The sequence below is a fragment of the Oceanithermus desulfurans genome (assembly GCF_014201675.1).
GTDB lineage: Bacteria > Deinococcota > Deinococci > Deinococcales > Marinithermaceae > Oceanithermus > Oceanithermus desulfurans.
On the sequence record NZ_JACHEZ010000005.1, the window covers coordinates 13,871 to 38,204 of the forward strand.

General features: G+C 68.1%; 16 protein-coding genes. 10 read left to right on the plus strand and 6 right to left on the minus strand.

The features are described 5' to 3' along the window. The first annotated feature begins 23 nt into the window (after positions 1–23). Both HNQ05_RS07230 and HNQ05_RS07235 read left to right on the plus strand, forming a co-directional pair. Positions 24–1,877: a polyphosphate kinase gene (locus HNQ05_RS07230; RefSeq protein WP_147144773.1), complete on the plus strand. Its 1,854-nt coding sequence runs from the start codon at positions 24–26 to the stop codon at positions 1,875–1,877. 34 nt (positions 1,878–1,911) lie between these two features. After that, positions 1,912–4,089 carry a sensor domain-containing diguanylate cyclase gene (locus HNQ05_RS07235; RefSeq protein WP_147144774.1) on the plus strand — a complete coding sequence of 726 codons (2,178 nt, stop codon included), beginning with the start codon at positions 1,912–1,914 and terminating at the stop codon, positions 4,087–4,089. 407 nt (positions 4,090–4,496) lie between these two features. Here HNQ05_RS07235 and HNQ05_RS07240 read toward each other — a convergent pair whose 3' ends face one another. Both HNQ05_RS07240 and HNQ05_RS07245 read right to left on the minus strand, forming a co-directional pair. Next, positions 4,497–5,177 carry an ABC transporter ATP-binding protein gene (locus tag HNQ05_RS07240; protein ID WP_147144775.1) on the minus strand — a complete coding sequence of 227 codons (681 nt, stop codon included), beginning with the start codon at positions 5,175–5,177 and terminating at the stop codon, positions 4,497–4,499. Continuing rightward, positions 5,177–6,316 (minus strand): ABC transporter permease, encoded by a 1,140-nt coding sequence (locus HNQ05_RS07245; RefSeq protein WP_147144776.1) that lies wholly within the window; start codon positions 6,314–6,316, stop codon positions 5,177–5,179. Before HNQ05_RS07245 ends, HNQ05_RS07240 begins: the two co-directional genes overlap by 1 nt. A 59-nt stretch (positions 6,317–6,375) precedes the next feature. Between HNQ05_RS07245 and alaS the strand changes: the two genes are divergently transcribed. The 3 genes from alaS to mltG all read left to right on the plus strand — a co-directional run bounded on the left by alaS (position 6,376) and on the right by mltG (position 10,690). Beyond that, positions 6,376–9,063: an alanine--tRNA ligase gene (gene alaS / locus HNQ05_RS07250; protein ID WP_147144777.1), complete on the plus strand. Its 2,688-nt coding sequence runs from the start codon at positions 6,376–6,378 to the stop codon at positions 9,061–9,063. Between the two features lie 197 nt (positions 9,064–9,260). Continuing rightward, a complete protein-coding gene (gene ruvX, locus HNQ05_RS07255; protein ID WP_183677713.1) occupies positions 9,261–9,668 on the plus strand; it encodes a Holliday junction resolvase RuvX in 408 nt (135 codons plus the stop codon). After that, positions 9,665–10,690 carry an endolytic transglycosylase MltG gene (gene mltG / locus HNQ05_RS07260; protein WP_147144778.1) on the plus strand — a complete coding sequence of 342 codons (1,026 nt, stop codon included), beginning with the start codon at positions 9,665–9,667 and terminating at the stop codon, positions 10,688–10,690. The genes ruvX and mltG overlap by 4 nt, the downstream gene beginning before the upstream one ends. Here mltG and HNQ05_RS07265 read toward each other — a convergent pair. The 3 genes from HNQ05_RS07265 to HNQ05_RS07275 form a co-directional block, all read right to left on the minus strand. Further along, complete coding sequence (locus HNQ05_RS07265) at positions 10,671–11,279, minus strand: VOC family protein (RefSeq protein ID WP_147144779.1); 609 nt, start codon at positions 11,277–11,279, stop codon at positions 10,671–10,673. The two genes, mltG and HNQ05_RS07265, sit on opposite strands and share 20 nt — an antisense overlap. A gap of 62 nt (positions 11,280–11,341) precedes the next feature. After that, complete coding sequence (locus HNQ05_RS07270) at positions 11,342–13,792, minus strand: TRAP transporter permease (protein ID WP_147144780.1); 2,451 nt, start codon at positions 13,790–13,792, stop codon at positions 11,342–11,344. Positions 13,793–13,892: 100 nt separating this feature from the next. Continuing rightward, complete coding sequence (locus HNQ05_RS07275) at positions 13,893–14,879, minus strand: TAXI family TRAP transporter solute-binding subunit (RefSeq protein ID WP_147144781.1); 987 nt, start codon at positions 14,877–14,879, stop codon at positions 13,893–13,895. Positions 14,880–15,117: 238 nt separating this feature from the next. Between HNQ05_RS07275 and HNQ05_RS07280 the strand changes: the two genes are divergently transcribed. From HNQ05_RS07280 to HNQ05_RS07300, 5 genes are all read left to right on the plus strand, one after another. Beyond that, a complete protein-coding gene (locus HNQ05_RS07280) occupies positions 15,118–16,140 on the plus strand; it encodes an aminopeptidase (RefSeq protein WP_147144782.1) in 1,023 nt (340 codons plus the stop codon). 11 nt (positions 16,141–16,151) lie between these two features. After that, positions 16,152–17,369: a CaiB/BaiF CoA transferase family protein gene (locus HNQ05_RS07285; RefSeq protein WP_147144783.1), complete on the plus strand. Its 1,218-nt coding sequence runs from the start codon at positions 16,152–16,154 to the stop codon at positions 17,367–17,369. Between the two features lie 148 nt (positions 17,370–17,517). Next, positions 17,518–18,504 (plus strand): hypothetical protein, encoded by a 987-nt coding sequence (locus tag HNQ05_RS07290; RefSeq protein WP_183677715.1) that lies wholly within the window; start codon positions 17,518–17,520, stop codon positions 18,502–18,504. A 144-nt stretch (positions 18,505–18,648) separates the two neighbouring features. Beyond that, positions 18,649–20,946 (plus strand): KAP family P-loop NTPase fold protein, encoded by a 2,298-nt coding sequence (locus HNQ05_RS07295; protein ID WP_183677717.1) that lies wholly within the window; start codon positions 18,649–18,651, stop codon positions 20,944–20,946. After that, positions 20,927–23,278, plus strand: a complete 2,352-nt coding sequence (locus HNQ05_RS07300; RefSeq protein ID WP_147144784.1) for a WD40 repeat domain-containing protein — start codon at positions 20,927–20,929, stop codon at positions 23,276–23,278. Before HNQ05_RS07295 ends, HNQ05_RS07300 begins: the two co-directional genes overlap by 20 nt. 7 nt (positions 23,279–23,285) lie before the next feature. Here HNQ05_RS07300 and HNQ05_RS07305 read toward each other — a convergent pair whose 3' ends face one another. Then, positions 23,286–24,245 carry a nitroreductase family protein gene (locus tag HNQ05_RS07305; protein WP_147144785.1) on the minus strand — a complete coding sequence of 320 codons (960 nt, stop codon included), beginning with the start codon at positions 24,243–24,245 and terminating at the stop codon, positions 23,286–23,288. Positions 24,246–24,334 lie beyond the last annotated feature (89 nt).

The following is a 24,334-nucleotide window of genomic DNA, read 5'->3' on the forward strand; positions in this document are numbered from 1 at the left end:
CCACCCTACCGCGCGGAGGAGCGGTGAAGCTCGGCCGCGAACGCTCCTGGTTCCGCTTCAACCAGCGGGTGCTGCTCACCGCCCGCCGCGACGACGTGCCGCTGCTCGAGAAGCTGCGCTACCTGGCCATCTTCGCCGCCAACACCGACGAGTTCTTCTCCGCCCGGGTCTACCGCCTCTTCCGGGCCTCGCGCGAGCGTCCGCGGGTGCCCCGCGAGTACCGCACCCTCCTGGCCGAGGTGCAGGCCTACGTGCGCGAAGCCCGCGAGCTCTTCGGGGAGTTGCGGCCCCGGCTCGAGGCCGCGGGGCTGCGGCTGCTCGAGCCGCAGCAGCTCAGCGCCACCGAGGCCCGCTACTTCGGGGCCTACCTGGCCGAGGAGGTGGCCCCCAAGACCGACCTGCTCGACGCCGCCCAGGTGCACGACCTTTCCTCGGGGGCGCTCTACTTCGCGGCCGGGCACCGGCGGCTGCGCTACCTGCTGCGGCAGCCGGAGCAGCGGCGCTTCCTACCGGTGCCCGGGCGCCCCGGCGCCTTCGTGCGGCTGGGGGCGCTGGTGCGGGCGCGCAGCGACCTCTTTCTGCCCGAGCCGATGCCGATGTACGAGCTGCGCCTGACCCGCATCGCCCAGCTCGAGGCCGCGCGCATGGACTGGGAGGAGCTGCCGCTGGCTTTGGAAACGCGGCTCGACGGCGCCCCCAGCCGCCTCGAGCTGGAGGCGGGCTTTCCCTGGCGCACCGCCCTCGCCCGCAGCCTGGAACTCCTCGACGACGAGGTCTTCGAGCAGCCCCCTCCGCTCGACCTGCGCGCCCTCTTCGAGCTCGCGGACCTGGACCTTCCCGGGCTGCGCTTCCCCCCGCTGCGCCCGCGGCGGCGGCGCGGCTTCGCGCGCGACCCCTTCGCCTGCCTGCGCGGGCGCGACGTCACCCTCTACCACCCCCGGGACGACTTCGGCCAGGTGGTCGGCTTCGCCCGCGCGGCGGCGCGCGACCCCGGGGTGCGCCGCCTCCGCGCCACGCTCTACCGGGTGGGCCGCGAGAACCCCATCCTGGACGCGCTCATCGAGGCCGCCGACCGCGGCAAGGAGGTGGAGGTGCTGCTCGAGGGGCGGGCCCGTTTCGACGAGCTGGTCAACCTCTACTGGCGGCTGCACTTCGAGGGGCACGGGGTGCGGGTCCTCGACTACCCGCCCGGGGCCAAGGTGCACGCCAAGCTCTTCCTCGCCGAGGCCGACCACGGCGTCTACGCCCACCTGGGCACCGGAAACTACAACCCCAAGAACGGCCGCCTCTACACCGACCTTTCCTACTTCACCGCCCGCCCGCAGCTGACCGCCGACGTCGCCGCCTACTTCGACGCCCTGGCCGCGGGGCGGACGCCGCAGCTCAAAACCCTGGCCAGCGGGGCCGCCGCCCGCGAACGGCTGCTCGCCAAGATCGCCGCGGTGGCGCGCGACCGCGGTGAGGTCATCGTCAAGGCGAACCACCTCACCGACGCGCGGCTGCTGCGCGCGCTGGCGCGGGCCGCCGACCGCGGGGCGCGGGTGCGTCTCCTGGTGCGCTCCACGCTCACCCTGCTGCATCCGCGCTTCGAGGCCGTCAGCCTGGTGGGCCGCTTCCTCGAGCACGCCCGCCTCGCCGCCTTCAGGACCGCGGGGGGCTGGGAGGTGTGGGCCTCGAGCGCCGACTGGATGGAGCGCAACTTCGACCGCCGGCTCGAGGTCTTCTTCCCGGTCGTCGACGGCGAGGCCCGCCGGCGGCTGCTGCGGCTGCTGCGCGCCCAGTTCGCCGACGACGTGAACGCCTTCGTTCTCGCGGCCGACGGCAGCCAGCGGCCCCGCTGGGCCGGGAACCGCGACAGCCAGCGAAGGCTTCTCTAGAGGGGAAGGGGATCGCATGTATACAATACGGAAAATGCGCGGACCCTGGGTGCCTGTTCTGATCGTCGTGCTCCTGCTGTTGCTGGGGTACTGGACCGAGTCCATGACCTTCGGCGCCTTCGCCGTCTTCATGGCCGCCTGGTTCTGGGGCGGCCTCGCCGGCTTGGGGGCCGCCGCGGTCGCCTGGCTGATGTACCTGGGGCACGGCATGTCGGACCGGACGATGCTGCTCGACGCCCTGGGGCTGGCCTTCGTGGCCGCGGGCGGCCACCTGCTCAAGCGCCGCGCCGACGCCCTGGCCCTGCGTCAGGCGCGCATCCGCGGCAGCCTGCGGGCCATCCTGCACGCTTCCAAGCGGGTGGCCCGCTTCGAGGACCCCGACGAGCTGTTGCGGCGGGCGCCGCGCTTCTTCGAGGAGGGTCCGGCGCGCGGGGCCTGCGTGCTCCGCGTCGAGGGCGACGAGATCCGCGTCGAGTCGGGCGACTGCCGTCCCGAGGAGTGGCGCGAGCCGCTGCTGCGCGCCAGCCAGGGCGACGAACCCCTCTACCTCGACGGCGGCGGTCGCGGCCCCTACCGCTTCCTGGTGCCCATGTGCGACCGCTACGTGCTCTGCGTCGAGCCGGCGGGCCCGCTGGAAGAGGACGAGCGCGACCTGATCACCGCCTTCGCCAACCTGGTCTGCCTGGTGCGCCGGCGGCTGCAGGAAAACCGCGAGGCGGAGCAGTTCAGCCGCCTCATGACCGCGCTGGCCTCCAGCCGCAGCCTGAGCGAGGCCTCGGAGAAGGTGATCCAGCTGCTGCTGCCGGTGCTGGGGGCCAGCTCCGGCCTGGTGGTCATCTTCCGCGGGGGGCGTTTCGAGCCGCTGGCCATGGTGGGCCGGGTCCCCGCGGCCGAGCGCGAGCTGCTGGAGAACGGCCTGCCCGCCGGCTGGGGCGGGGTCTGGCGCAGCTACATCCAGCGCCGCCCGCTCTTCATCGAAGACTACGGGGCCTTCGACCTCAAGGTCGACTCGGTCTACGAGGCCGGGGTCCAGTCGCTGGCCTTCCTGCCGGTTTCCGGCGAACGGCGCGCCCGCATCGTCCTGGTCATTCAGGACGACAAGGTGCGCAGCTGGGAGGACGAGGAGCGCGAATTCCTGGTCCTGGTGGCCCGCGGCCTGGGATTGATGGCCGAGCAGTTCCTGACCCGCGAGCGCATGAACGACCTTTTGCAGCTCGAGCGCGAGGTCTTCGACTCGCCCATCGAACTGGCCTACGACCGCCTGCTGGCCTATGCGGTCCGCCTGGTGCCCGGGGGCGAGGCCGGCAGCCTGCTGGTGCGCACCCCCGAAGACGACTTCCGCTACACCGCCTCCCTGGGCTACGAGCAGGAAGGGCTGAAGAAGATCCGCTTCAGCCTCGAGGACGTGCGCGACGTCTGGTACGGCGCCGGCGAGGAGGCCTGGCTTCGCGGCGAGCCCCGCGTCTTCTCCGCGGTGGAGCAGGACATCGCCGAGGTGAGCTACAAGACCGCGCCCATCGAGGTCATCGACCAGGCGGGCCGGGTGCGCGAGATCAAGGCCAACCTCTGCCTTCCGATCGTCTACCAGGGGGAGGTGCTGGCCGTCCTCAACATCGAGTCCTTCTCCGACCCCGAGGCCTTCGACGACGAGTCGGTCGAGGCGGCGCGTGTCTTCGCACAGCAGGCGGCGCTGCTGCTGCACGAGCAGCACTACCGCAACCTGCTCGAGCGGGCGGCGCACACCGACCCCCTCACCGGGCTGCCCAACCGCCGCGCCTTCGACGAGGAGTTCGCGGTGATGTGGCAGAGCGCCGAGCGCTACGGCTACCCCCTCTCGGTGCTGGTCATGGACCTGAGCCGCTTCAAGGAGATCAACGACCGCTACGGCCACGCCGCCGGCGACCAGGTGCTCGTGCGGGTGGGGCGGGTGCTCAGCGAGATCACCCGCAACGGCGACCGGATCTTCCGCTGGGGCGGGGACGAGTTCGCGGTGCTGATGCCGCACACGGTGTTGCTGGGCGCGGTGCGGGCGGCGGAGCGCTACGCCCGCGCCATCGAGCAGGTCTGCGTTGAGACGACCTGCGTTGGGGTGAACATCGGGGCCGCGGCCTTTCCCGAGGACACCCGCGACCCGGCCGAGCTGATCAAGCTGGCCGACGCGCGCATGTACCAGGCCAAGCGCTCGGGTTTGGTGGTCGAGCCCCGCTCCTAGCCCCGCCAGCGGTACCGTCCGCACGTGTTGTTCGCCCCCACCCCCTCGCCACCGGCCGCTTCCCTCGTCGCCCCGGCGCCGGCCGGGGTCCAAGACCCCTCCGGGGGTCGGGGTGGAGGCGCGGCACCGGCGGCGGAAGGTTGCCCACGCCCTCCCCCTCGGCGAGGGCCGGCGTGGCATAGGGAAAGCGGCCCGTGGCCTGCAGGAACCCGTTATGGCGCCGTTCCCACCTCCCACCTCCCACCTCCTAAACCCTATTCACCACCGACCACGCACTACGCACAGCACACCGCGTACTGCCCGCTGCCTCCCCGCGGGGAGGACGGAAGGGGATCGGCGGCTCAAGAGCTCTAAAATCAAGCCCGCGCCTCCGGCGGCTCCGGGAACGGCGCCCCGGGAGGTTGCGGCTAGACGGCGGCGGGTTCTTCGATCTTGATCAGCCTGCCGTCGCGCAGGTGCAGCACCCGCTCGGCGCGGGCGGCAATCTCCAGGTCGTGGGTGACGAGGACGAGCCGGCGCTCGCCGGCGGCGTGCTCCAGCAGCAGGTCGAGCACCTTGTGACCGGCGGCGGAGTCGAGGTTGCCCGTAGGTTCGTCGGCGAAGAGCACCGCGGGCTCGAGCGCCAGGGCGCGGGCGATGGCCACGCGCTGCTGTTCGCCCCCGGAGAGCTGGTTGGGGCGGTGGTGGGCGCGGTCCGCCAGCCCCACCTGCTCGAGCAGCGCCAGCGCCCGCTCGCGCCGCTCGTTCGCCTTCACCCCCGCGAGCAGCAGGGGAAAGGCGACGTTCTCGAGGGCCGTCAGGGTGGGCAGCAGGTTCCAGCTCTGGAAGACGAACCCCGCCTGCTCGAGCCGCACCCCGGCGCGCTCGTCCTCGCCCAGGCGGTCGAGGCGGGCGCCCCCCAGCTCGACCTCGCCCTCGGTGGGCAGGTCGAAGCCGGCGAGCAGGTTGAGCAGCGTCGTCTTGCCGGAGCCGCTGGGCCCCACCACGGCCGTCGGTCCGGGGGGGAAGTCGTAGCTGAACCCTTCCAGGGCGGTCACGGTGACGCTGCCCTGGCGGTAGCGCTTGGTCAGGTTCTCCGCGCGCAGCATCAGACCCTCCCCAGGGCTTCGGTCACGGGAATGCGGCTGGCTCCCCGCGCCGGCAGCAGGCCCGCCACCAGCCCCAGCACCAGCGCGACCGCCATCGAAAACAGCGCCAGCCGCGGGGTGACCGCCGAGAGGGCGAGCCCCACCGCCTCTTGGGTGTAGGCGTTGATCGCCGCCGAGCCGAGCACGCCCGCGAGCACGCCCGCCAGGCCGCCGGCCAGCGCCAGGAAGAGGGCTTCCGACAGCACCAGGCCGAAGATGAAGCGGCGGCGCGCGCCGATGGCGCGCATCACTCCGAACTCGCGGGTGCGCTCGTAGACGCTCATCATCACGGTGTTGGCGACGAGCAGCCCGCCCACCACCAGCGCCACCAGGCTGATGCCGAAGCGGATCAGGTCGCCGATGCGCAGCGAGCGCTCGGCGAATTTGAGGGCCTCGTTGGTGCTCTGGGCGTCGATGCCGGGAATGGCCGCCTCCAGCTTCCGGGCCACCTCTTCGACCTTGGTGTCGGGGTCGAGGAGGATCATGAAGACGCCGTAGTTCTTGGTGCCCAGGACCTGCTGCAGCGTTTTGAGCGGCACGAAGATGAGGCTGTCGACCAGCCCGCTCGCGGGCTCGAGGATCCCCACCACCGGCACGGTGACCTCGCGGCTCAGCCGCAGCGGCTTGCCCAGCGTCAGCCGGCTCAGCTCGGCCTTCTTCGCCCCCACCACCGCGCCGTCGGGGTGGGGGTCGAGCCGGCCCGCGGCCGCCTTGGCCGGCGGGTAGAAGTCGCGCGGGTCCGCGCCTTCGGGCAGGCCGTGGAAGATGAAGCTCGACGTCGGGTCGAACCCGCCGCGGACCAGCATCACCGAGGGGATGATCTTGCGGATGCCCAGCTCGGGGGCCAGGGCCTTGATCTGGTCGAGCATCTCTGGAGGCAGCTCGGGCTGGGGCGGGCTGAAGACGTCGGTGCCCTCGGCCACCACCCGGATCTGGGGGCCGAAGTTGCCCATCTCGCTGACGAGCGCCTGACGCAGCCCCTCGCCAAACGAGAGGAAGAGCACCATCGAGGCCGTGGCCACGGCGATGCCCAGCCAGGTGAAGAGGCTGCGGGTGAAGCGTGCGGTCAGGTTGCGCCAGACCAAAAGAACGAGTTCCACGCGGCCGAGTCTAGCCCAGGAGCGCGTGAATAAAAGTAGAGCGCGGTATAATCCCGCTGATGACGACCGCCGAGATCCGCGAAAAATACCTGCGTTTCTTCGAGGAGAAGGGGCACCTGCGGCTGCCGCCCTTCAGCCTCATTCCCGAAGACGACCCCACCCTGCTCTTCATCGTCGCCGGCATGGCGCCGCTCAAACCCTACTTCATGGGAGCCAGGCCGGTCTTTCCCGGGCACGAGGGCGAGCACCGCCGGGTGGTCACCTGCCAGAAGTGCCTGCGCGTCGGCGACATCGAGAACGTCGGGCGCACCGCCCGTCACAACACCTTCTTCGAGATGCTCGGCAACTTCTCCTTCGGCGACTACTTCAAGAAGGAGGCCATCGCCTGGGCCTGGGAGTTCGTGACCGACCCCAAATGGCTGGGGCTCGATCCCGAGCGCCTCTACGTCACCGTCTACAAGGACGACGACGAGGCCTACGCCATCTGGCGCGACGAGGTGGGGGTGCCCGAGGAGCGGATCAGCCGCTGGGACGAGGACGAGAACTTCTGGCCCGCCAACGCGATCAGCGAGGGCCCCAACGGCCCCTGCGGCCCCTGCAGCGAGATCTTCTACGACCGCGGCCCCGGCTTCGGCAGCCCTGACGAGACCGGGCCCAACACCGGCTCCGGCGACCGCTTCGTGGAGATCTGGAACCTGGTCTTCACCCAGTTCAACCGCTCGGGTCCCATCCCCGGCGAGGGGGTGCTCGAGCCCCTGCCCCAGAAGAACATCGACACCGGCATGGGCCTCTACCGGGTGGCGGCGATCCTGCAGGACGTGGAGGACTTTTACGCCACCGACACCTTCAAGCCGCTCATCGACCGCGTGGCCGAGCGCTCGGGCGTGCCCTACAAGGGCGCGGTGAGCGTGAGCCACCGCGTCATCGCCGACCACGTGCGCGCCGTGGTCGCTGCGCTCTCCGACGGCGCCACCTTCTCCAACACCGGGCGCGGCTACGTGATCCGCAGGCTGCTGAGGCGCGCGGTGCGCCACGGCTACCTGCTGGGCATCAAGGAGCCCTTCCTGCACGAGCTGGCCCCGCTCGTCGCCGAGCTGCTGGGTGACTACTACCCGGAGATGCGCGAGCAGCTGGCGAGCACCCGCGCGGCCATCCGCGCCGAGGAGGCGCGCTTCCTCGAAACCCTGGAGGCGGGCATCCGCCGGCTCGAGGCGCTGCTCGCCCGGCTGGGCGAGGGCGACGTGCTGCCGGGCGAGGAGGCCTTCAAACTGCACGACACCTACGGCTTCCCCCTCGACCTCACCGAGGAGATCGCCGCCGAGCGCGGCGTGCGCGTCGACCGCGAGGGCTTCGAGCGCGCCATGCGCGAGCAGGTCGAGCGCGCCCGCGCCGCCAGCGCCTTCAGCGGCGACGTCTTTGCCGCCGCGGCTCCGGCGCTCGAGCGCGTCTTCGAAGACCACGGCGCCACCGAGTTCACCGGTTACGAGCGCCTCGAGGACGAGGGCAAGGTGCTCCTCATCCTCCAGGGCGAGGCCGAGCTCGACCGCCTCGAGGCCGGTCAGGGCGGCCAGGTGGTGCTCGACCGCACCCCCTTCTACGCCGAGGGCGGCGGCCAGGTGGGCGACTCCGGCTACCTCGAGTGGCCCGGGGGGCGGGCGCGGGTCGTGACCACCAAGAAGAGCAAGCAGGGCCTGCACCTGCACGAGGTCGAGGTCGAGGAGGGGGCGCTCGCCGTCGGCGCCGCGGTGCGGGCCGTCGTCGATCCCGAGCGCCGCTGCACCGAGAAGAACCACACGGCCACCCACCTGCTGCACGCGGCGCTGCGGGCGGTGCTGGGGCCGCAGGTACGCCAGGCGGGCAGCCTGGTCGCCCCCGACCGGTTGCGCTTCGACTTCACCCACGCCGCCGCCCTCACGGCCGAGGAGGTCCGCAAGGTCGAGCTCTTGGTCAACCGCTGGGTCCAGGCCGACTTCCCGGTGAGCTGGACCTTCATGCCCCTGGAAGAGGCCAAGAAGGCCGGGGCGATGGCGCTGTTCGGCGAGAAGTACGCCGACACCGTACGCGTCGTCAAGGTGGAGGGCAGCCCCGACACCAGCGGCCTGCTCGAGGCGGAGGTGCGTTCGATGGAGCTCTGCGGCGGCTGCCACGTGCGCCGCACCGGCGAGATCGGCTACTTCGTGGTCACCGCCGAGGAGTCGGTTTCCGCGGGGGTGCGCCGCATCGAGGCGCTGACGGGCGAGGCGGCGGTGCGCTACGCGCGCGACCTGCTCGACCGCGACGCGGCGCTGGCGCGGGCGCTGGGCACCAGCCTCGAGGGGCTGCCGCAGCGCATCGAGAAACTGCAGCAGGAGCTCAAGCAGCTGCGCCGCGAGAACGAGAAGCTGGCCGCGGACCTGGCGCGCGCTCAGCTGGGCGGCGGGGGCGCGCCGGCGGTGCGCGAGGCCGGGAACTGGCGTTACGTGGCCGCGGCCTTCGCCGGACTCGACGTGCCCTCGCTGCGCCAGGTGGCCGACGAGATCCTCGAGCGTTACGGCGTCGACCTGGTCGTCGTGGGGGCGGGGGGCGCGCTCATCGTCAAGGTGAGCCCCGACGCCGTCGGACGCGGCCTCGCCGCCGGGCAGGTGATCCGCGCGCTCGCGGAGCGGACCGGCGGGCGCGGGGGCGGCAAGCCCCACCTGGCCCAGGGCGGGGGCTTCGACGTGGACAGGGCGCTGGCGGCGCTGGACGAGGTCCTGGCCGGGCTCTGACCGGCCTCCAGCGGAAAACGCCCGGCATCGGCCGGGCGTTTTCCGGGAAAGGAGGTGGTGCGCTCGCGCGCAGTGCCAGGAGCAATACGTTGGGGGATCAGCGCTCCGTAACCCCAGGCTAGACCCCGAACGCCCGCGGCGGTACCCCCGAATGAGGGCCCCAAAACGGGGGTGTCGGCGTTTGCTAGCATGGGGGCGTGAAGGTGCTCGGGCTGGACGTGGGGGATGCGCGCATCGGCGTGGCCGTGGCCGAGGAAGGACGGCCCCTGGCCTTCGGACGCGGCTGGATTGAGCGCAGGGGGCGCGCGGCCGATGTGCAGGCGGTGCTCGAGCTCGCCCGCCGCGAGGGCGCCCAGCGCGCGGTCGTGGGGCTGCCCCGCCGCACCGGGGGTGAGGAGGGGGCGCAGGCCGCCAAGGTGCGCGCCTTCGCCGCGGCGCTCGAGGCTGCAGGGCTCGAGGTGCGCTTCGTCGACGAGCGCTTCACCACCCGCGTCGCCGCCCGGCGCACCGCCCACCTGCCCCGCAAGAAGCGCCAAGAAAAGGGACGGCTCGACGAGGCCGCGGCCGTGGCCATCCTCGAGACCTACCTCGAAAGGAACGCGTGAGCTCCGAAGCCCCGCCGCGTCCCCGCAGGCGCCGGATCTGGATCTGGGCGCTCGCCGCTTTGGTCCTGCTCGCCGGCGCCGCCGCCGCCTGGATCCACTGGCTGCTGGGGCCCACCGGGGCCAGCGCCATCGTCGAGATCCCCGAGGGGGCGGGCGCCCAGGCCGTGGGCCGCATCCTGGAGACGAACGGGCTGGTGCGCTCGGGGCGCGCCTTCGCCCTCTACGCCCGCTGGAAGGGGGCGGCCGCGCGCCTGCAGAGCGGCTACTACAAGCTCGAGGGCCGCGGCGTGCCCCGGCTGGTGGAAGACCTCACCGGCGGCCGGGCGCCGGTGATGGTGCGGCTCGTTTTCCCCGAGGGATGGCGCGCCGTCGACTACGCCGAGCGCCTGGAGGCAGCGGGCTTCGACGGCGCGGGCTTCCTGGCCATCGTCCGCAACCCGCCCGCCGAGTGGACCCCCACCTACGTCGAGGGGCCGACGCTCGAGGGCTACCTCTTCCCCGACACCTACGACCTGCCCAAGGGGGCGGACCCCGCGGTGGTCGTCACCGTGATGCTGCGCCGCTTCGACCGCGAGGTCACGCCCGAACGGGTGCGCGCCGCGGAGGCCCTGAAGCTCAGCATCCACGGCTGGGTGACGCTGGCCTCCATCGTCCAGGCGGAGGCCGGCAGCGCCGCGGAGATGCCGGCGATCGCCGGGGTCTTCCTCAACCGGCTGGACGCCGGGATGCCCCTGCAGTCGGACCCCACGGTGGCCTACGCGCTGGGCAAGAAGCTGCCCGAGCTCGACCGTTACGCAGGGGACTTCGACGTCGACTCGCCCTACAACACCTACAAGCACCCCGGCCTCCCTCCGGGGCCGATCGACAACCCCGGTCTGGAGGCCCTGCTCGCCGTCCTCAACCCCAAGCGCAACGACGCCAACGGCCTGCCCTACTTCTACTTCTTTCACGCCGGCGGCCGCCTTTACCTGAGCAGCACCTTCAACGAGCACCTGCGCAAGCTCAACCGCTACTACTACTAGCCTCCACCAGCAGCACCGGCAGCCCCCCGGGCGCGGCGTAGGCGGCCAGGCGTCCCCAGGGGACGCTGCGCGTCCAGACGGGCAGAAGGTCGTGCTCCCGCAGGCGCTCCACCTCGGCGGCCGCGTCGCGCACCCCCAGCGCCAGCATCGCCGGGGTGTCGAGGTCGGGGGCGAAGGCCAGGACGACCCGGCCGCCCTCGGGGTGCTCCAGTTCCGCCCATCCGGTATCTGCGTCGGAGAAGGCCTCGGCGAGGCCCAGGTGCCGTTCGTACCAGGCCAGGCTGGTGGGTAGGTCCACCACCGGCAGCACCGGCCCCCAAACCCGCGCCTGGCCCCGGGAAACGGCGCCCCGCGGCGGGGGCGCGTAGCGCAGGGGATTGCCCTCCAGGTCTTCCCGCGGCCCCAGGCCGTCGAAGACGGGCACGAGGGCGCCGCCCTCCGCGCTTTCGAGCTGCAGCTCCGGACCCGAGCCGGGGATCAGCCGCGCGTGCGGCTCCTCCAGTTCGCACAGGGCGTAGCCGAGGACCTGGAAGAAGCCCAGGTCGGCCTCGAGCTCGGGGGTGGCGAGGTGCAGCGTGTGCGGCCCCATGGGCCCATCCTAGCCAGAAAAGATGAGCGCCCCCAAGGGGGCGCTCCGGGTGGGTCCGGGGTTCAGGCGGGCTGGGGTTCGCGACGGATCCGCGCCCGCTGGCTCAGGAAGACGGCGGCGATCAGGATGACCGCGATGATCGCGTAGGCCAGGTCGGGGTTGGCGTCGAGGACGTGCATCCCCAGGGTGTTGCGCAGGAAGTCGGGCAGGTTCGCCAACGAGTCGATGCCGATGGCGTGCAGCATCCGCTGGGTGGTGAAGAGCAGGAAGGAGGCGAGCAGCAGCCCGATCCGCTCGGGCCAGGTGGCGCGCGTCAGCCACCAGCCCTGGGTGCCGGCGACGAAGAGGAGCATGGCCACGAGCGCGGTCAGTACGACGTAGACGACGTAGCTCCAGTGGCCCTCGGGGTGGATGAGCAGCAGCGCCGGCTTGAAGAAGAAGATGAAGGGCAGGATGGCCGTGCGCATGTCGTAGATGAAGCCCTGGATGCCCGTCTTGATCGGGTCGCTGCGGGCGATGGCCGCGGCCGCGTAGGCGGCGAGGCCCACCGGCGGGGTGTCGTCAGCGAGGATGCCGAAGTAGAAGACGAAGAGGTGGACGGCCACGATGGGCACGGCGAACTCGGCCTTGTCGGCGAGGTTGGCGATCACCGGCGCGATCAGCGAGGCCATGACGATGTAGTTCGCGGTCGTGGGCAGCCCCATGCCCAGCACCAGGCTGGCCACCGCCGAGATGAGCAGCACCAGCATGATGTTGCCGCCCGACATCGCCTCGACGATGTCGGCGAGGCCGAAGCCCAGGCCGGTCATGGTGACGATGCCGACGATGATCCCCGCGGACGCGGTGGCGATGGCGATCGAGGTCATGTTGCGCGCCCCCGCCTCGAAGCCCTGCACGATGTCGACGACGCCCTCCCAGAGGCCGCGGAGGATGCCGCCGCCGATGGCGGCGTGCCGGGCGCGCGCCGCGAGGATCGCCTCCTGGACGATGAAGACGACCAGCGAGATGGGCACCGCGTACTCGAACTCCATCTTGAAGTACTGTTTGAAGGCGAGCATCAGCCCCATGGGGATGACGTAGTCGGCGAAGTTGCCCTTCTGCCCGCGAATCACGATGGCGATGCGCTGCATCGCGATCATGCCGATCAGCATGAACATGGCGTTGAGCGCGGAGCGTTCCGGGGTGTGGCGCAGCCCCACCAGCTCGTACATCAGCCAGCCTACCGGGATCAGGTACTGCGCCCCCGAAAAGAAGGTGGACCAAAACGGGGGAAGCTCGCTCTTGGATAGCCCCTTCAGCCCCAGCTTGAGCGCCTCCAGGTGCACCACGTAGAAGAGGCCGATGTAGGAGAGCACCGCCGGCACCGCGGCGTAGATGATCAGCTTGTAGTAGGGGAGGTCAAGGAACTCGGCCATGATGAAGGCCGCCGCCCCCATGACCGGCGGCATCAGCTGGCCGTTGGTGGACGAGCCCACCTCGGTGGCGCCCGCCTTTTCCGGAGGGTAGCCCACCTTCTTCATCAGCGGGATGGTGAAGGTGCCGGTGGTCACCACGTTGGCGATCGAGGAGCCCGAGATGATGCCGGTGAGCATGCTGCCCACCACTGCGGCCTTGGCGGGGCCGCCGCGGTAGGTGCCCAGCCCGGAGTAGGCGAGGTCGACGAAGTACTTACCGGCCCCCGCCTTGTCGAGCAGCGCCCCGAAGAGGACGAAGAGGAAGACGAAGCGGGCGGAGACCTGGATGGGGGTGCCCCAGATGCCTTCGGTCGTCAGGTAGAGCTGCTCGACGATGCGTCGCCAAGGGTAGCCCGAGTGCAGGTAGATGATGTCGGGCAGCTCGTAGGGGATGAGCCCCTTGGGGCCGGTGACGGCGTAGAGGATGAGCACCCCCGAGATGGCCAGCAGGGCCACCCCGACGACCCGGATGGTGGCGAGGAAGAGCGCCGCCAGCGCGATCGTGCCCATGATGATGTCGGTGGTGTTGGCGACGCCGCCGCGCTCCAGGACGATGCCGTTGAAGTCGTAGACGATGTACAGCGCTCCCGCTAGCCCCATGGCGAGCACGGCCCAGTCGACCCAGGGAACGCGGTCGCGCGGGGCGCGTTTGGGCGTGGCGTACCAGATGGCCACGCCGGCCAGCAGGGTGGCCAGCGCGATCCAGATGAAGAACTTACCGGCGGTGAGGATGTTGAGCACCACCCCCGCCGTGAGCACGACGACCGCCGCGTCGCGCGGCGGGTTCTTGGAGGGGTAGGCCAGGAACGCCAGCGCGAAGGCGAAGGCCAGGTGGATCGAGCCCAGAATCAGGATGTCGAGGTTGCCCTTCCAGGTCGCCCAGACCTGAAAGGTGCTCCAGGCGACGGCGATCAGGAAGATCAGCCATTTCTGCCAGGCGGCCCGGGGGTCGCGAGCGCCGTACTCGACCTCCTGCATGAGCTCGACGGCCTTGTCCAGGTCGCCGGTGTCGCCTGCGGGCGTAGGGTTGGAACGGATATCGGACTCTTCCGGTTTCATAGATCACCTCGCAAAGGGCGGGGACGAGCTCGCCTGTACGCTAACACAGTATACAAATACCCCCGGCCGGAGGCCGGGGGCTAAGGTACCGACGCAGGGTTTAGTCGATCGGCTTGGCGGCGTCGGGGATGGCAATGCCTTCTTCTTCGTAGAACTTGGCCGCACCCTTATGCAGCGGGATGGGCATCCCGTCGAGGGCCTTGTCCACGGAGAAGTGCTGAGCGATCACGGGCTTGATGGCCTTGAACTGGTCCACCTTGTCCTTGAAGATCAGCTTGGCGATCTGGTAGACCACGTCCGCGTCCAGGTCGGCCGAGGCGGCCAGGGTGGCCTTCACCGCGACGGTCTGGAAGGGCTTGTCCTGACCCTTGTAGGAGCCCGCGGGGATGATGATCTCGGCGTAGAAGGGGTACTTCTTCTTCAGGAAGTCGATCTTGGCGAACTCGATGGGCAGGAAGACGATGTCGGTGGTCAGCGCCGCCTGGGCGATGGCGCTCGAGCCCACGCCCGCGGTGTAGAACATCGCGTCGATGCGGCCGTCCTGCAGCAGCTGAGCGGCCTGCTTGGGCTTACCGCGCACGGCGGTGCCGAGGTCGTCGAAGGTCAGCCCGTAGGCCTCGAGCACCTGCTTGGCGTTCTGCTCCACGCCCGAGCCGATGTCGCCCACGTACACCTTCTTGCCCTTGAAGTCGGCGATCGAGGTGATGCCCGAGTCCTTGCGCGCGAAGACGTGCACCGGCTCCGGGTAGATGGTGGCCATGCCGCGCAGCTTGTCGGCGGGCTTGCCGATGAACTTCTCGACGACGATGCCGTTGAACGCGTAGTAGGCGATGTCGTTCTGGATCATCGTCATCTGCAGGTCGCCGGTCTGGATCGCGCCGGCGTTGTAGACCGAGCCACCGGTGGAGATGGCGTTGGCCTTCACGTCGGGCAGGTTCTCGTTAATAATCTTGGCGATACCGACGGCGGTGGGGTAGTAGGTCCCGGTGGTGCCGCCGGACCCGATGGTGATAAAGGTTTTGGCCGATGCGCCCATGGCGAGGGCCAGACCCAGCACTGCAGCGAGAATCAGCTTGCTCTTTTTCATGCACTTACCTCCTTGGCGATATTCTTGGCATTGCCAGTATCTACTTTAGCGTGTGGAGATGAGAGGGTCAATTCGCTTGGGTCCGCCACGCCCAACGGGGTTGCGTTCCTCTATATAGGGGCGGCTAAAAAAGCAAGACCGGGTATAACTATGCAGGACGGGGCGCGCACCCCCTTTTCTTTTGCGGTCGGTTGTGCCAGATTATGGGGTAGTCGAACGACCCTCCCGAGGAGGCGGCATGAACCGACAACGAATCATCGACGCAATCGACCTGGCCCATCGGATCGTCCGGCAGCATCTGAGCGTGCAGCCGGGCGAAAATGTTTTGATCGTGGCCGACCCCGAGACCGAGATGGAGATCTACCTGGCGCTCGCCGGGGCGGTGCAGTCGGTAGGCGCTGAGTTCACGGTCTCGCTCATGCCTACGCGCGGCCGCGACCGCGCCACCTACCTGACGCAGCCCATCGAGCACGCCCTCGACGCCTCGGACGTGTTGATCGGGGTGACCAAGGCCTCGGGCGCGCCCACCTACGCGCGCAAGGTGGCCCAGCTGCTCAGCGCCAGGAAGATCCGCGCGCTCTCGATGGTGATGCGCGAGCTCGACAACTACCTCAAGGGCGCCGCCACCGCCGACTACGAGGAGCTCGAGGACCTGGGGCAACGGGTGGCGAAGCTGTGGGCCGCGGCCGACGAGATCCGCATCGAAACGGAGCGCGGCACCCGCTTCCGCGCCGGGGTGACCAAGGAGCCGGTGATGGGGCAGCCCGTCATCGTCGAGTGCGGTCTGGCGCGCGAGCCCGGGCGCGAGGCGGCCTTCTCCGACGGCGAGGTCTCGCAGCGTCCGCGCGCGGGCACGGCCGAGGGGCGGCTCGTCATCGACGGCCCGGTGGCGGGGATGCGCGGCCTCGACCCCTTCGAGGTGGAGGTCGAAGGCGGCGAGGTGGTGCGCATCGCCGGCGGCGGCAACCGCACCCGCCAGCTGGCCTCGGTCTTCGAACGCCTGCCGTGCGCCAAGCACATCGCCGAGATCGGCTTGGGGCTCAACCCCGAAGCGCTCCACAACGGCGACTTCGAAGAGGAGAAGAAGGCCCAGGGCAACGTGCACGTGGCCCTGGGGGACGACATCTTCTACGGGGGCTCCCACGGCTGCGACATCCACTGGGACATGGTGCTCTACGACGCCACCGTCTGGCTCGACGACTTCCCCCTCTTCAAGGAGGGCCGGCTGCAGCTTCAGGAAGTCCTCGAGACCACGCGATGAGGGGGGCGGGCATGGGCGCGCTCGACGGCCTCGTCGTGCTCGACCTCTCGCGCATCCTCGCAGGCCCCTACGCCACCCAGATGCTCGCCGACCTGGGGGCCGAGGTCTGGAAGGTGGAGTCGCCCTGGGGCGACGACACCCGCCGCTGGGGCCCGCCGTTCCGCGAAGGGGAGAGCGCCTACTTCCTCTCGACCAACCGCGGCAAGAAGAGCCTGGCCGTCAACCTCAAGGACCCGCGGGGGCAGCGGCTGGTGCGCCGTCTGGCCGAGCGTGCGGACGTGCTGGTGGAGAACTTCAAGGCCGGCGACCTCGCCCGCTACGGTCTCGACTACTCCAGCCTGGCCGAGGTGAACCCGCGCCTCGTCTACGCCTCGATCACCGGCTTCGGGCAGACGGGGCCGCGGGCCGCCGAACCCGGCTACGACGCCGCGCTGCAGGGGATGACCGGGATCATGAGCGTCACCGGCGAGCCCGACGGCCCGCCCATGAAGGTGGGCGTCGCCTGGATCGACGTGCTCACCGGGCTGACCGCGGCGGTGGGCATCCTCGCGGCGCTGCGGGAGCGCGACCGGAACGGCCGGGGGCAGCACCTCGACCTCGCCCTCTTCGACGTCGGCGTCGCCGCGATGGTCAACCAGGCCCAGGCCTACCTGATGACCGGCCTCGCGCCGACGCGGATGGGCAACGCCCATCCCCAGATCGTGCCCTACCAAGCCTTCGAGGCCCGCGACAAATGGTTCATCCTCGCGGTCGGCAACGACGCCCAGTACCAAAGGCTCACCGAGGCGCTGGGCCGGCCCGACCTGTGGGACGATGAGCGCTTCCGCACCAACGCCGGCCGGGTGGAGCACCGCGAGGCGCTGGTGGCCGAGCTGGCGCGTATCTTCCGCACGCGCGACCGCGGCGACTGGCTCGAGCTGCTGCGCGATGCCGGGGTGCCGGTTACCCCGGTGAACGACGTGGGCGAGGCGCTGGCCGACCCTCAGGCCGAAGCCCGGGGGCTCTTGTGGGAGGTGGTGCACCCGCGTCTGGGTCCGACGCCGCTCCTCGCCAGCCCCCTGCAGCACATGAGCCGCACCCCGGCCGCGCCCACAGCGGCCCCGCCGCTGCTGGGCCAGCACACCCGCGAGGTGCTTTCCGGGGCGCTGGGCCTGACCGCGGAGGAGCTGGAGCGGCTCGAGGCCGAGGGCGTGATCAAGAGCGCCGCGGCGGATGAGAACCCCGCCTGACTCATCCGGTCCACCTGAAGAAAAGGCCGCCCATGGCGGCCTTAATACGTTCTTAATTAACGCTCAAAATTAAGAACCCTTTAGCCGTTTTTCAAGTGCTTCCCCCCTGGAGGGGCGCAAGCTAAGGCTGCACACAGGGAGGTGCACGATGAAAAGGTACTTCGGGATGATGGCTTTGTTGGTGCTGGTTTTGGCGGCCTGTTCGACGACGGGAACCCTTGGTGACGGTCAGAGCCTGGACGCCGAGCAGCTGGCGATCGAGACCGACCTGAACCTCGACGCCGCGATCTTCGAGGACCTCGGCGGGGCGGCGGCGGCCTCGGTGCAGTCGGTCGAGGACCAGGACGTCGCCGACCTGGCGGGGGCCTGGGGGCTGCCCACGGTCGCGGTGCGCTTCCTGAAGGCCTGGGGCGTGCGCCTGCCGCGGCCCGGCGACGCCGACGGGCAGTGCAGCATCGAGGTGAACACCAACGGCTACGCCGACGTCGACGGTGACGGCGTCTTCGACCTGGTGGACGCGACCTTCGACTGCAGCGGCACCATGGGCGACGGGCAGAGCTTCGCGGTGAGCGGGGCCTTCCACTTCGAGGACAAGGACGGCGCGTTCACCGGTTTCGCCATGACCCTTAGCGACTTCACCGTCAGCCTCACGAACGTCCGCGGCGAGCACACCGTCCAGCGCACCCGCACCCTCAACGGCAGCGTCGACGTCAGCGGCAGCCCGGCCGAGGGGTACGTCCTCACCAAGGACCTGAGCATCGACTTCGTGGTCGCGGTCGACGGCGAGGTGTTGCACGAGGCCGCCTGGACCAGCCAGAAGACCAAGACCTACACCCCCGACGATCCCGACGCCCCTGCGGCGGGCGGCGTGGTCTCGATCAGCGGCAACGCCTCGCTCACCCGCGACGGTAACACCATGGAGTTCCAGGTCTCCACCTCGACCGACGTGGAAGGGGAGACCCCGCTCCACTGGAGCCGCGACTGCTGGCGCGCCGCGCGCGACGCCGGGCGGCTGGGCCACAAGATGGGCGGTTTCGACGCCGGCTGGATTCTGCACGAGAACCTGACGAACGGCAACTACACGAAGATTACCTACAACGGTTGCGGCGACGTCAGCATCGAAAAGAGCTTCTAGAGCTTCAACTCACCCGGTACGGGCGCCAAACGTTTGGCGCCCGTACCGGGTTAACCTGCACACCCCGGCGCCGGAGCGGATGTTAAGTTTGATTCAACTATGTCTGGCGCTGGAAACGGAAATTCGAATGCGAGCGCCCTTTCCATGCTTCCCGAGCTCGCCTTTGGGGCAGAGAGCGTGGTAGAGGCCGTTACCGAACGCATCGAACGGCATTTTGTGAGGCTCGATGCCGGGGCGCATGAGGATCCACTCGTCGTTGGCTTGTTTGGGGAGTGGGGCAGTGGCAAGACGCTTTGGCTCCGGCACATCGAACGACACTTCGAAAGTAAACTCGAAATGAAACTGAAAATAGGGAATACTCCCAGCATAACGGTTCCCATATTTTTCAACGCCTGGCGTTACGAAAAAGAAGAACACCTCATCTACCCACTGGTAAAGGTGCTCGAAATCAATTTACGCACGCTCGTTGCTGAAGCAGGAAAAGCGAACAGGTCGGAGCCTGAGAGCGGGTCGCCCTCAAACGGCGGTGCGGGGCGCGGGCGCAGCTGGATCATCGAAGGCATTTCGCGCGCGTGGCAAAGCGCCCGGCGTGCGGTTGTCGCTGCTGGCATGGGCTTTGCCGGACTAACTTCGGGCGTTACAATTCGCGGCGAAATTGAAACACCGAAAAGCGATGCCTTCAAAGCGATCAGCGGACTCTTCGTGGACGGCAGATTGAGCATCGAGCTATCCGGCAAGGACATCGTGGATTTTCTGATGGCGGCCAAGGGAACGCCGGAGAGCGCCCGGGAAAAAGGCGAGAACGGTAAAGGGCCGGCCGCCGACGATTTGGGGGAGGAGCGGCGCGACGAAGACCTGCTGAGCTTCGCCGAGAGGGTGCGTTCCGATTACTACGACTTTCAGCGCATCCTGCGCGAGCTTACCGGCAGGGATGGGGTTTCCGGACAGGAGGGGGAAGAGGCGAAGGTCAACCTCCTTTTCCTGATTGACGACCTGGACCGGTGCCTGCCGGAAAAGGCCGTCGAAATGCTGGAGGCGATCAAGCTGTTTATGGAGGTCGAAGGTGCGGCCTTCGTGCTGGCGCTGGACGATGAGGTGGTGGAGCGGGGGATCGTCCACCGTTACCGTGACTACACCGCTCTACAGCACCCGACCGCCTGGGACAGCATTGCCTACAGCGTGAGCAACGAGAGGTACCGCGAATTTTTAGACCTGTACACCAACCAGATGGGCCAACCGATTACCGGGCACGAATACCTGGAAAAGATCGTGCACCTGCAAGTACGCTTGCCGCGCGTCGAGGCCGACGACGTGGGGCCTTACCTGACCGAGCGTTATCCGCGGCTCTTTACCCGCAGGCTGGAGGTTGAGGCCGAAAGGGTCGCGGAAGGTGACGGTTTAAAGGCCCGCAAAGGCTTGGGAAAAGCGGTTGCCGGTGGGGAGGAAACGGAGCCGCGGGAACAGTTGATCGAGCTTTTCAGGGACGCTGTGCCACCGGTGCCGCGCAAGCTGATCCGGGCAGCGGAGCTGCTGGACTTGAAGTTGCGGACGGCTAAAAAGAACGGTTGGGACGTTTTAGATAGCGAGAAAGAGCTTTACGTGCTGGCACAGCTCACGCTGGTGCAGCTTTTTGCCCCCGAGCTTTACCGCTTTGCGCAACGGGAGTTTCCGCATTTCTTGGGGAAGATGGTCGAGTGGCTCGACAGCGGTCAGGGCGCCCCCAGCCTACCCACCAGCTTTTGTCTGGAAGAGCTGGAGCGGCGTTACCGGGCGGTACTCACCGAGGCAAAGGCTGCGCGTTCGAGCGGCGACCAGCCATCCGGCGCGGGCGAGAGGAAGGAGGCGGGAAATGATGGGTCCGGTCTGTGCGCGCAGCGGCCGGTGGCCAACCTTGCTCCCCGGCTGGTGGAAAGCAAGGAGCTGCCCTTGCTGGATCACCTGATCAAGGCGCGCCAGAAACGCTCGGGCTTCGATCCTTTCAATGTCGTGCTAAAGAACCCTGATGGCGTCTACGACGGCGTTCGCTTTGGCGAGTTCTTTTTGTTGCGGCGGCGGGTGGCTGTTCCCGGTGGACGGGAGGAACGGACCGAGGGCGAGCATGTTGGGCGGGCTGGTGATGCGTACACGGAACTGGTCCCGCGCGATGTGGAGATGTTTGTTGGCCAGTTGACGGCGCCCGACGCCGTGTACTGGCGGAATGCCCTGGAAGACGAGGGCATAGCGGGCAAGCGAGGTCGGTTAAGAGGCGATGTGTTTTCGTTGATCGTGCAGAACCTGCCAGATTTTGGTGGTGACGCAGCGAAGATTCTGGATTGGCTGGAGACCTTGGAACCCGTTCTTGGCCCCGACCAGCTCGATGAGCTGGTGAGGCGGTTGGGGGTTTTTGTTGCATTGGGTGCAGGCCCGGGTGAGGAAGGGGAGGGTGAAGGTGGAAACCCGTGAGCTGAGGCGGTTACTGGAGTTGCTTGCGCGCAAGCACAGTCCGAGCTACGAACCGGTTGCCGAAAGGGTAGACTTGCGCAAGTTGGGAATGCAAGGCAAGAAGTTGAATGGCCAAGGTTTTGCCTTTGCCTATTTACGGGGGCTTGAATTACCTGAAGGTACTGAACTGATCGACTCGGCTGACAATGATGACGTCATTGCGGGAGACGTGCAAAAAAAGGGGGCGTGGTTGCGGGTCAACCTCGAAGAAGCCCGTCTTGTTGGGGTTGAGGGACTGAACCGCTTGCGCTGGTCACGCTTGATCTACGCTGATATTACTAGAGCAGAAAAGGTGAAACTGAGCAAACATAACTTGCTTGACCTACCTAATCATGGTGAAATGCCTGATTTTGGGCCCACTTTGGTCCATGTGGGACATAAAAACCTCGTTGCTGGCCGCGCCCTTGCCATACTCCCCTCCGGCCTATTAGCCTGCGGCTCGGATGACGGCACCATCCGCCTGTGGGACCTAGGAAGCGGCATGCCTATGCAAACCCTTGAGGGCCACAAGGGTGCCGTCACCACGCTTGTCACCCTCCCTTCGAGATTGCTAGCTAGCGGTTCGGATGACGGTACCATCTGTATTTGGGATACAAACCATGAGGCAAAACTCACTGTTGGAAGGCGATGGGGCCCGGTAAATACTTTATTATCGCTATCATCAGATTACATAGCAAGTAGTACTAGTAGTAATACTATACGTATAATTAATGTAATAACAGGGGAAATAATACGTACCTATAAAGACTATACGGGTACGATTCTTGCACTTGCTAAACTTCCCTCGGGTTTGTTAGTGAGCGGTTCGAGCGGGGGCTACATCCGAATCTGGGACTTAAAAAAAGACAAACCTATTCGTAGCTATAAGTATCCGGTTGGTGCAATCACCGCCCTCGCCTCCCTCCCCTCCGGTCTACTCGCGAGCGGCTCGGACGACGGCACCATCCGCATTTGGGATGCCGAGACGGGAGAGCTCGAGGCTGCCCTCGAAGGTCACAGGGGTCCCGTATTCGCCCTCACCCTCCTCCCCTCCGGTTTACTCGCGAGCGGCTCGGACGACGGCACCATCCGCATTTGGAACCCAGATACTGGTGGAGTCGCCCTCACCCTTAAGGGTCACGCCGGGCCCATCCGTGCCATTGATTTTCTTTCCTCTGGCTTGCTGGTAAGCGTCTCGGACGACAACACCGTTCGAATTTGGGATAGCAAGGCAGGTGAAGCCGTACGCCAAATTGGTGGCCATAAGAGCCTAGTCTCCGTATTCGCCCTCACCCTCCTCCCCTCCGGTTTACTCGCGAGCGGCTCGGACGACGGCACCATCCGCATTTGGGATGCCGAGACGGGAGAGCTCGAGGCTGCCCTCGAAGGTCACAAGGGTCCCGTATTCGCCCTCGCCTCCCTCCCCTCCGGTCTACTCGCGAGCGGCTCGGACGACGGCACCATCCGCATTTGGGATGCCGAGACGGGAGAGCTCGAGGCTGCCCTCGAAGGTCACAAGGGGAGAATTCACAATATCGCTATACTTTCCAACAGTCAGATAGCTAGTGGTATGAGTGACAAAACAATTTATATATGGAATATAAAAACACGATTATTAGAGTACATTCTTGGTGTTTTCGAAGGTCACAAGGGTCCCGTATTCGCCCTCACCCTCCTCCCCTCCGGTCTACTCGCGAGCGGCTCGGACGACGGCACCATCCGCATTTGGGATACCGAGACGGGAGGGACCGTCCGCATCCTCGAGGGCCACACCGGTTCCGTCCTCGCCCTCACCCTCCTCCCCTCCGGTCTACTCGCGAGCGGCTCGGACGACGGCACCATCCGCATTTGGGATGCCGAGACGGGAGAGCTCGAGGCTGCCCTCGAAGGTCACAGGGGTCCCGTATTCGCCCTCGCCTCCCTCCCCTCCGGTCTACTCGCGAGCGGGTCGGACGACGGCACAATCCGTATCTGGGATCCGGAGGCTGGCGAGCTACAGCGAGTTTTTCTAAACTTAAAAAGGTGGTATGCGGAGGTCGGGGTATGTGCCGATAAAAGCGGTCTAACTTTTTGCGCGCCGCCGGGAAGATCGTGGCGGAGGCGTGAAGTGGAGGGCCGCCTTTTGCCAGCTGATCCGGTATTGCATGAGCTAAGCCAGCTCTCGTGCTGCGGTTACGTGCTCCCGGCTTACCGCTTTCCCGAGTTGATCGAATGGCTGGACAATGCAGGTGAACGCATGCGTCTCGCTTGGCCTAAGGGATTTGATTGGCGTCGTTTCCTCGGCTGGTCGGACAGCGCGAAAAAGCAGGGCTAACGTCGGCTCATTCCCTAAAGGGCAGCGCCGCCTCCACGGCGCGGCCCAGCGCCTCGCCCGGGGTCTTGCCCTCGCCGCGTTCGGCGGCGGTTTCTTTCTCCAGCCAGACGGTGCTCTCGCCGAAGGGGCCGCGGCCAAAGAGCACCCCGCGCCAGCCGCCGGCCAGCAGCTGCTCGATGGCCTCGCCTAGGTCGCCGGCGTCGTGGCCGCGCACGAAGAGCGCCTCGGCCGCCTCGGGCGGCCAGTCGGCCGCGAAGCCCTGGCGCGCGGCCAAGAAGCCATAGGCGGGGTCGCGCTGCTCCATGGTGCCGCCGCGGGCGAAGTAGCGTTCGAGCACGAAGAGCCAGTCACCCCGCCGGCTCGCGGGGGCCATGGCCTCGTAGGCGGCGTCGAGGTCCGTGGGGCTGTAGGCGCGGTAGCGGTTCTCGTGCAGCACCAGCGCCTCGGGCAGCCGCGGCCGCAGCGGCGGCTTTTCGTCGGGGACCCCCACGACCAGGCCGCTCACCGGAACCACCCCGCGGGGCAGCCCCAGCAGCCGCGCCACCTCGGCCGGGCGGTTGAGGAGCCCGCCGATCCAGCAGATGCCGTAGCCCAGCGCCTCGGCGGCTACGGCCAGGTGCGCGCCGGCCAGGGTGGCGTCCACCAGGGCGAAGTGCAGGCCGGTGCGCGGCCAGCGGGCCATCGCCTGGCCGCGGTGGGCCAGCAGCCGCTCCAGGCGGTGCACGTCGGCCAGCGGAACGAAGAACTCGGCCGCCTCGGCGACGTGCGCCTGGTCGCCGGCCAGGTGGGCGAGTTCGCGCCGCAGCTTTGGATCGGTCACGCGCAGGATCGAGTAAAGCTGGGCGCTGGCGTCGGTGGGGGCGCGCCGCGCCGCCGCCAGGATGCGCTCCAGGTCGCCCTCGCGCAGCGGCTCGGGCTTGAAGCGGCGGATCGAGCGGCGCTCGAGCATCGGCGTGAGCAGGTCCATGCCCTTAGCCTAACCGACCGGGTACACACGCCCCATTCCGCGGTTTTTGGCCGGTCGGTATAATCCACTAGGTTAACGCCGCTTGGAGG

Bases quoted from the DNA above. Each gene is read 5' to 3' on its own strand.
- alaS (WP_147144777.1), top strand. From the start codon at position 6,376: ATGACGACCGCCGAGATCCGCGAAAAATACCTGCGTTTCTTCGAGGAG.
- HNQ05_RS07290 (WP_183677715.1), top strand. From the start codon at position 17,518: ATGAAAAGGTACTTCGGGATGATGGCTTTGTTGGTGCTGGTTTTGGCG.
- HNQ05_RS07305 (WP_147144785.1), bottom strand. From the start codon at position 24,245: ATGGACCTGCTCACGCCGATGCTCGAGCGCCGCTCGATCCGCCGCTTC.
- HNQ05_RS07280 (WP_147144782.1), top strand. From the start codon at position 15,118: ATGAACCGACAACGAATCATCGACGCAATCGACCTGGCCCATCGGATC.
- HNQ05_RS07270 (WP_147144780.1), bottom strand. From the start codon at position 13,792: ATGAAACCGGAAGAGTCCGATATCCGTTCCAACCCTACGCCCGCAGGC.
- HNQ05_RS07295 (WP_183677717.1), top strand. From the start codon at position 18,649: ATGCTTCCCGAGCTCGCCTTTGGGGCAGAGAGCGTGGTAGAGGCCGTT.
- HNQ05_RS07235 (WP_147144774.1), top strand. From the start codon at position 1,912: ATGCGCGGACCCTGGGTGCCTGTTCTGATCGTCGTGCTCCTGCTGTTG.
- HNQ05_RS07240 (WP_147144775.1), bottom strand. From the start codon at position 5,177: ATGCTGCGCGCGGAGAACCTGACCAAGCGCTACCGCCAGGGCAGCGTC.
- HNQ05_RS07265 (WP_147144779.1), bottom strand. From the start codon at position 11,279: ATGGGGCCGCACACGCTGCACCTCGCCACCCCCGAGCTCGAGGCCGAC.
- HNQ05_RS07285 (WP_147144783.1), top strand. From the start codon at position 16,152: ATGGGCGCGCTCGACGGCCTCGTCGTGCTCGACCTCTCGCGCATCCTC.
- HNQ05_RS07275 (WP_147144781.1), bottom strand. From the start codon at position 14,879: ATGAAAAAGAGCAAGCTGATTCTCGCTGCAGTGCTGGGTCTGGCCCTC.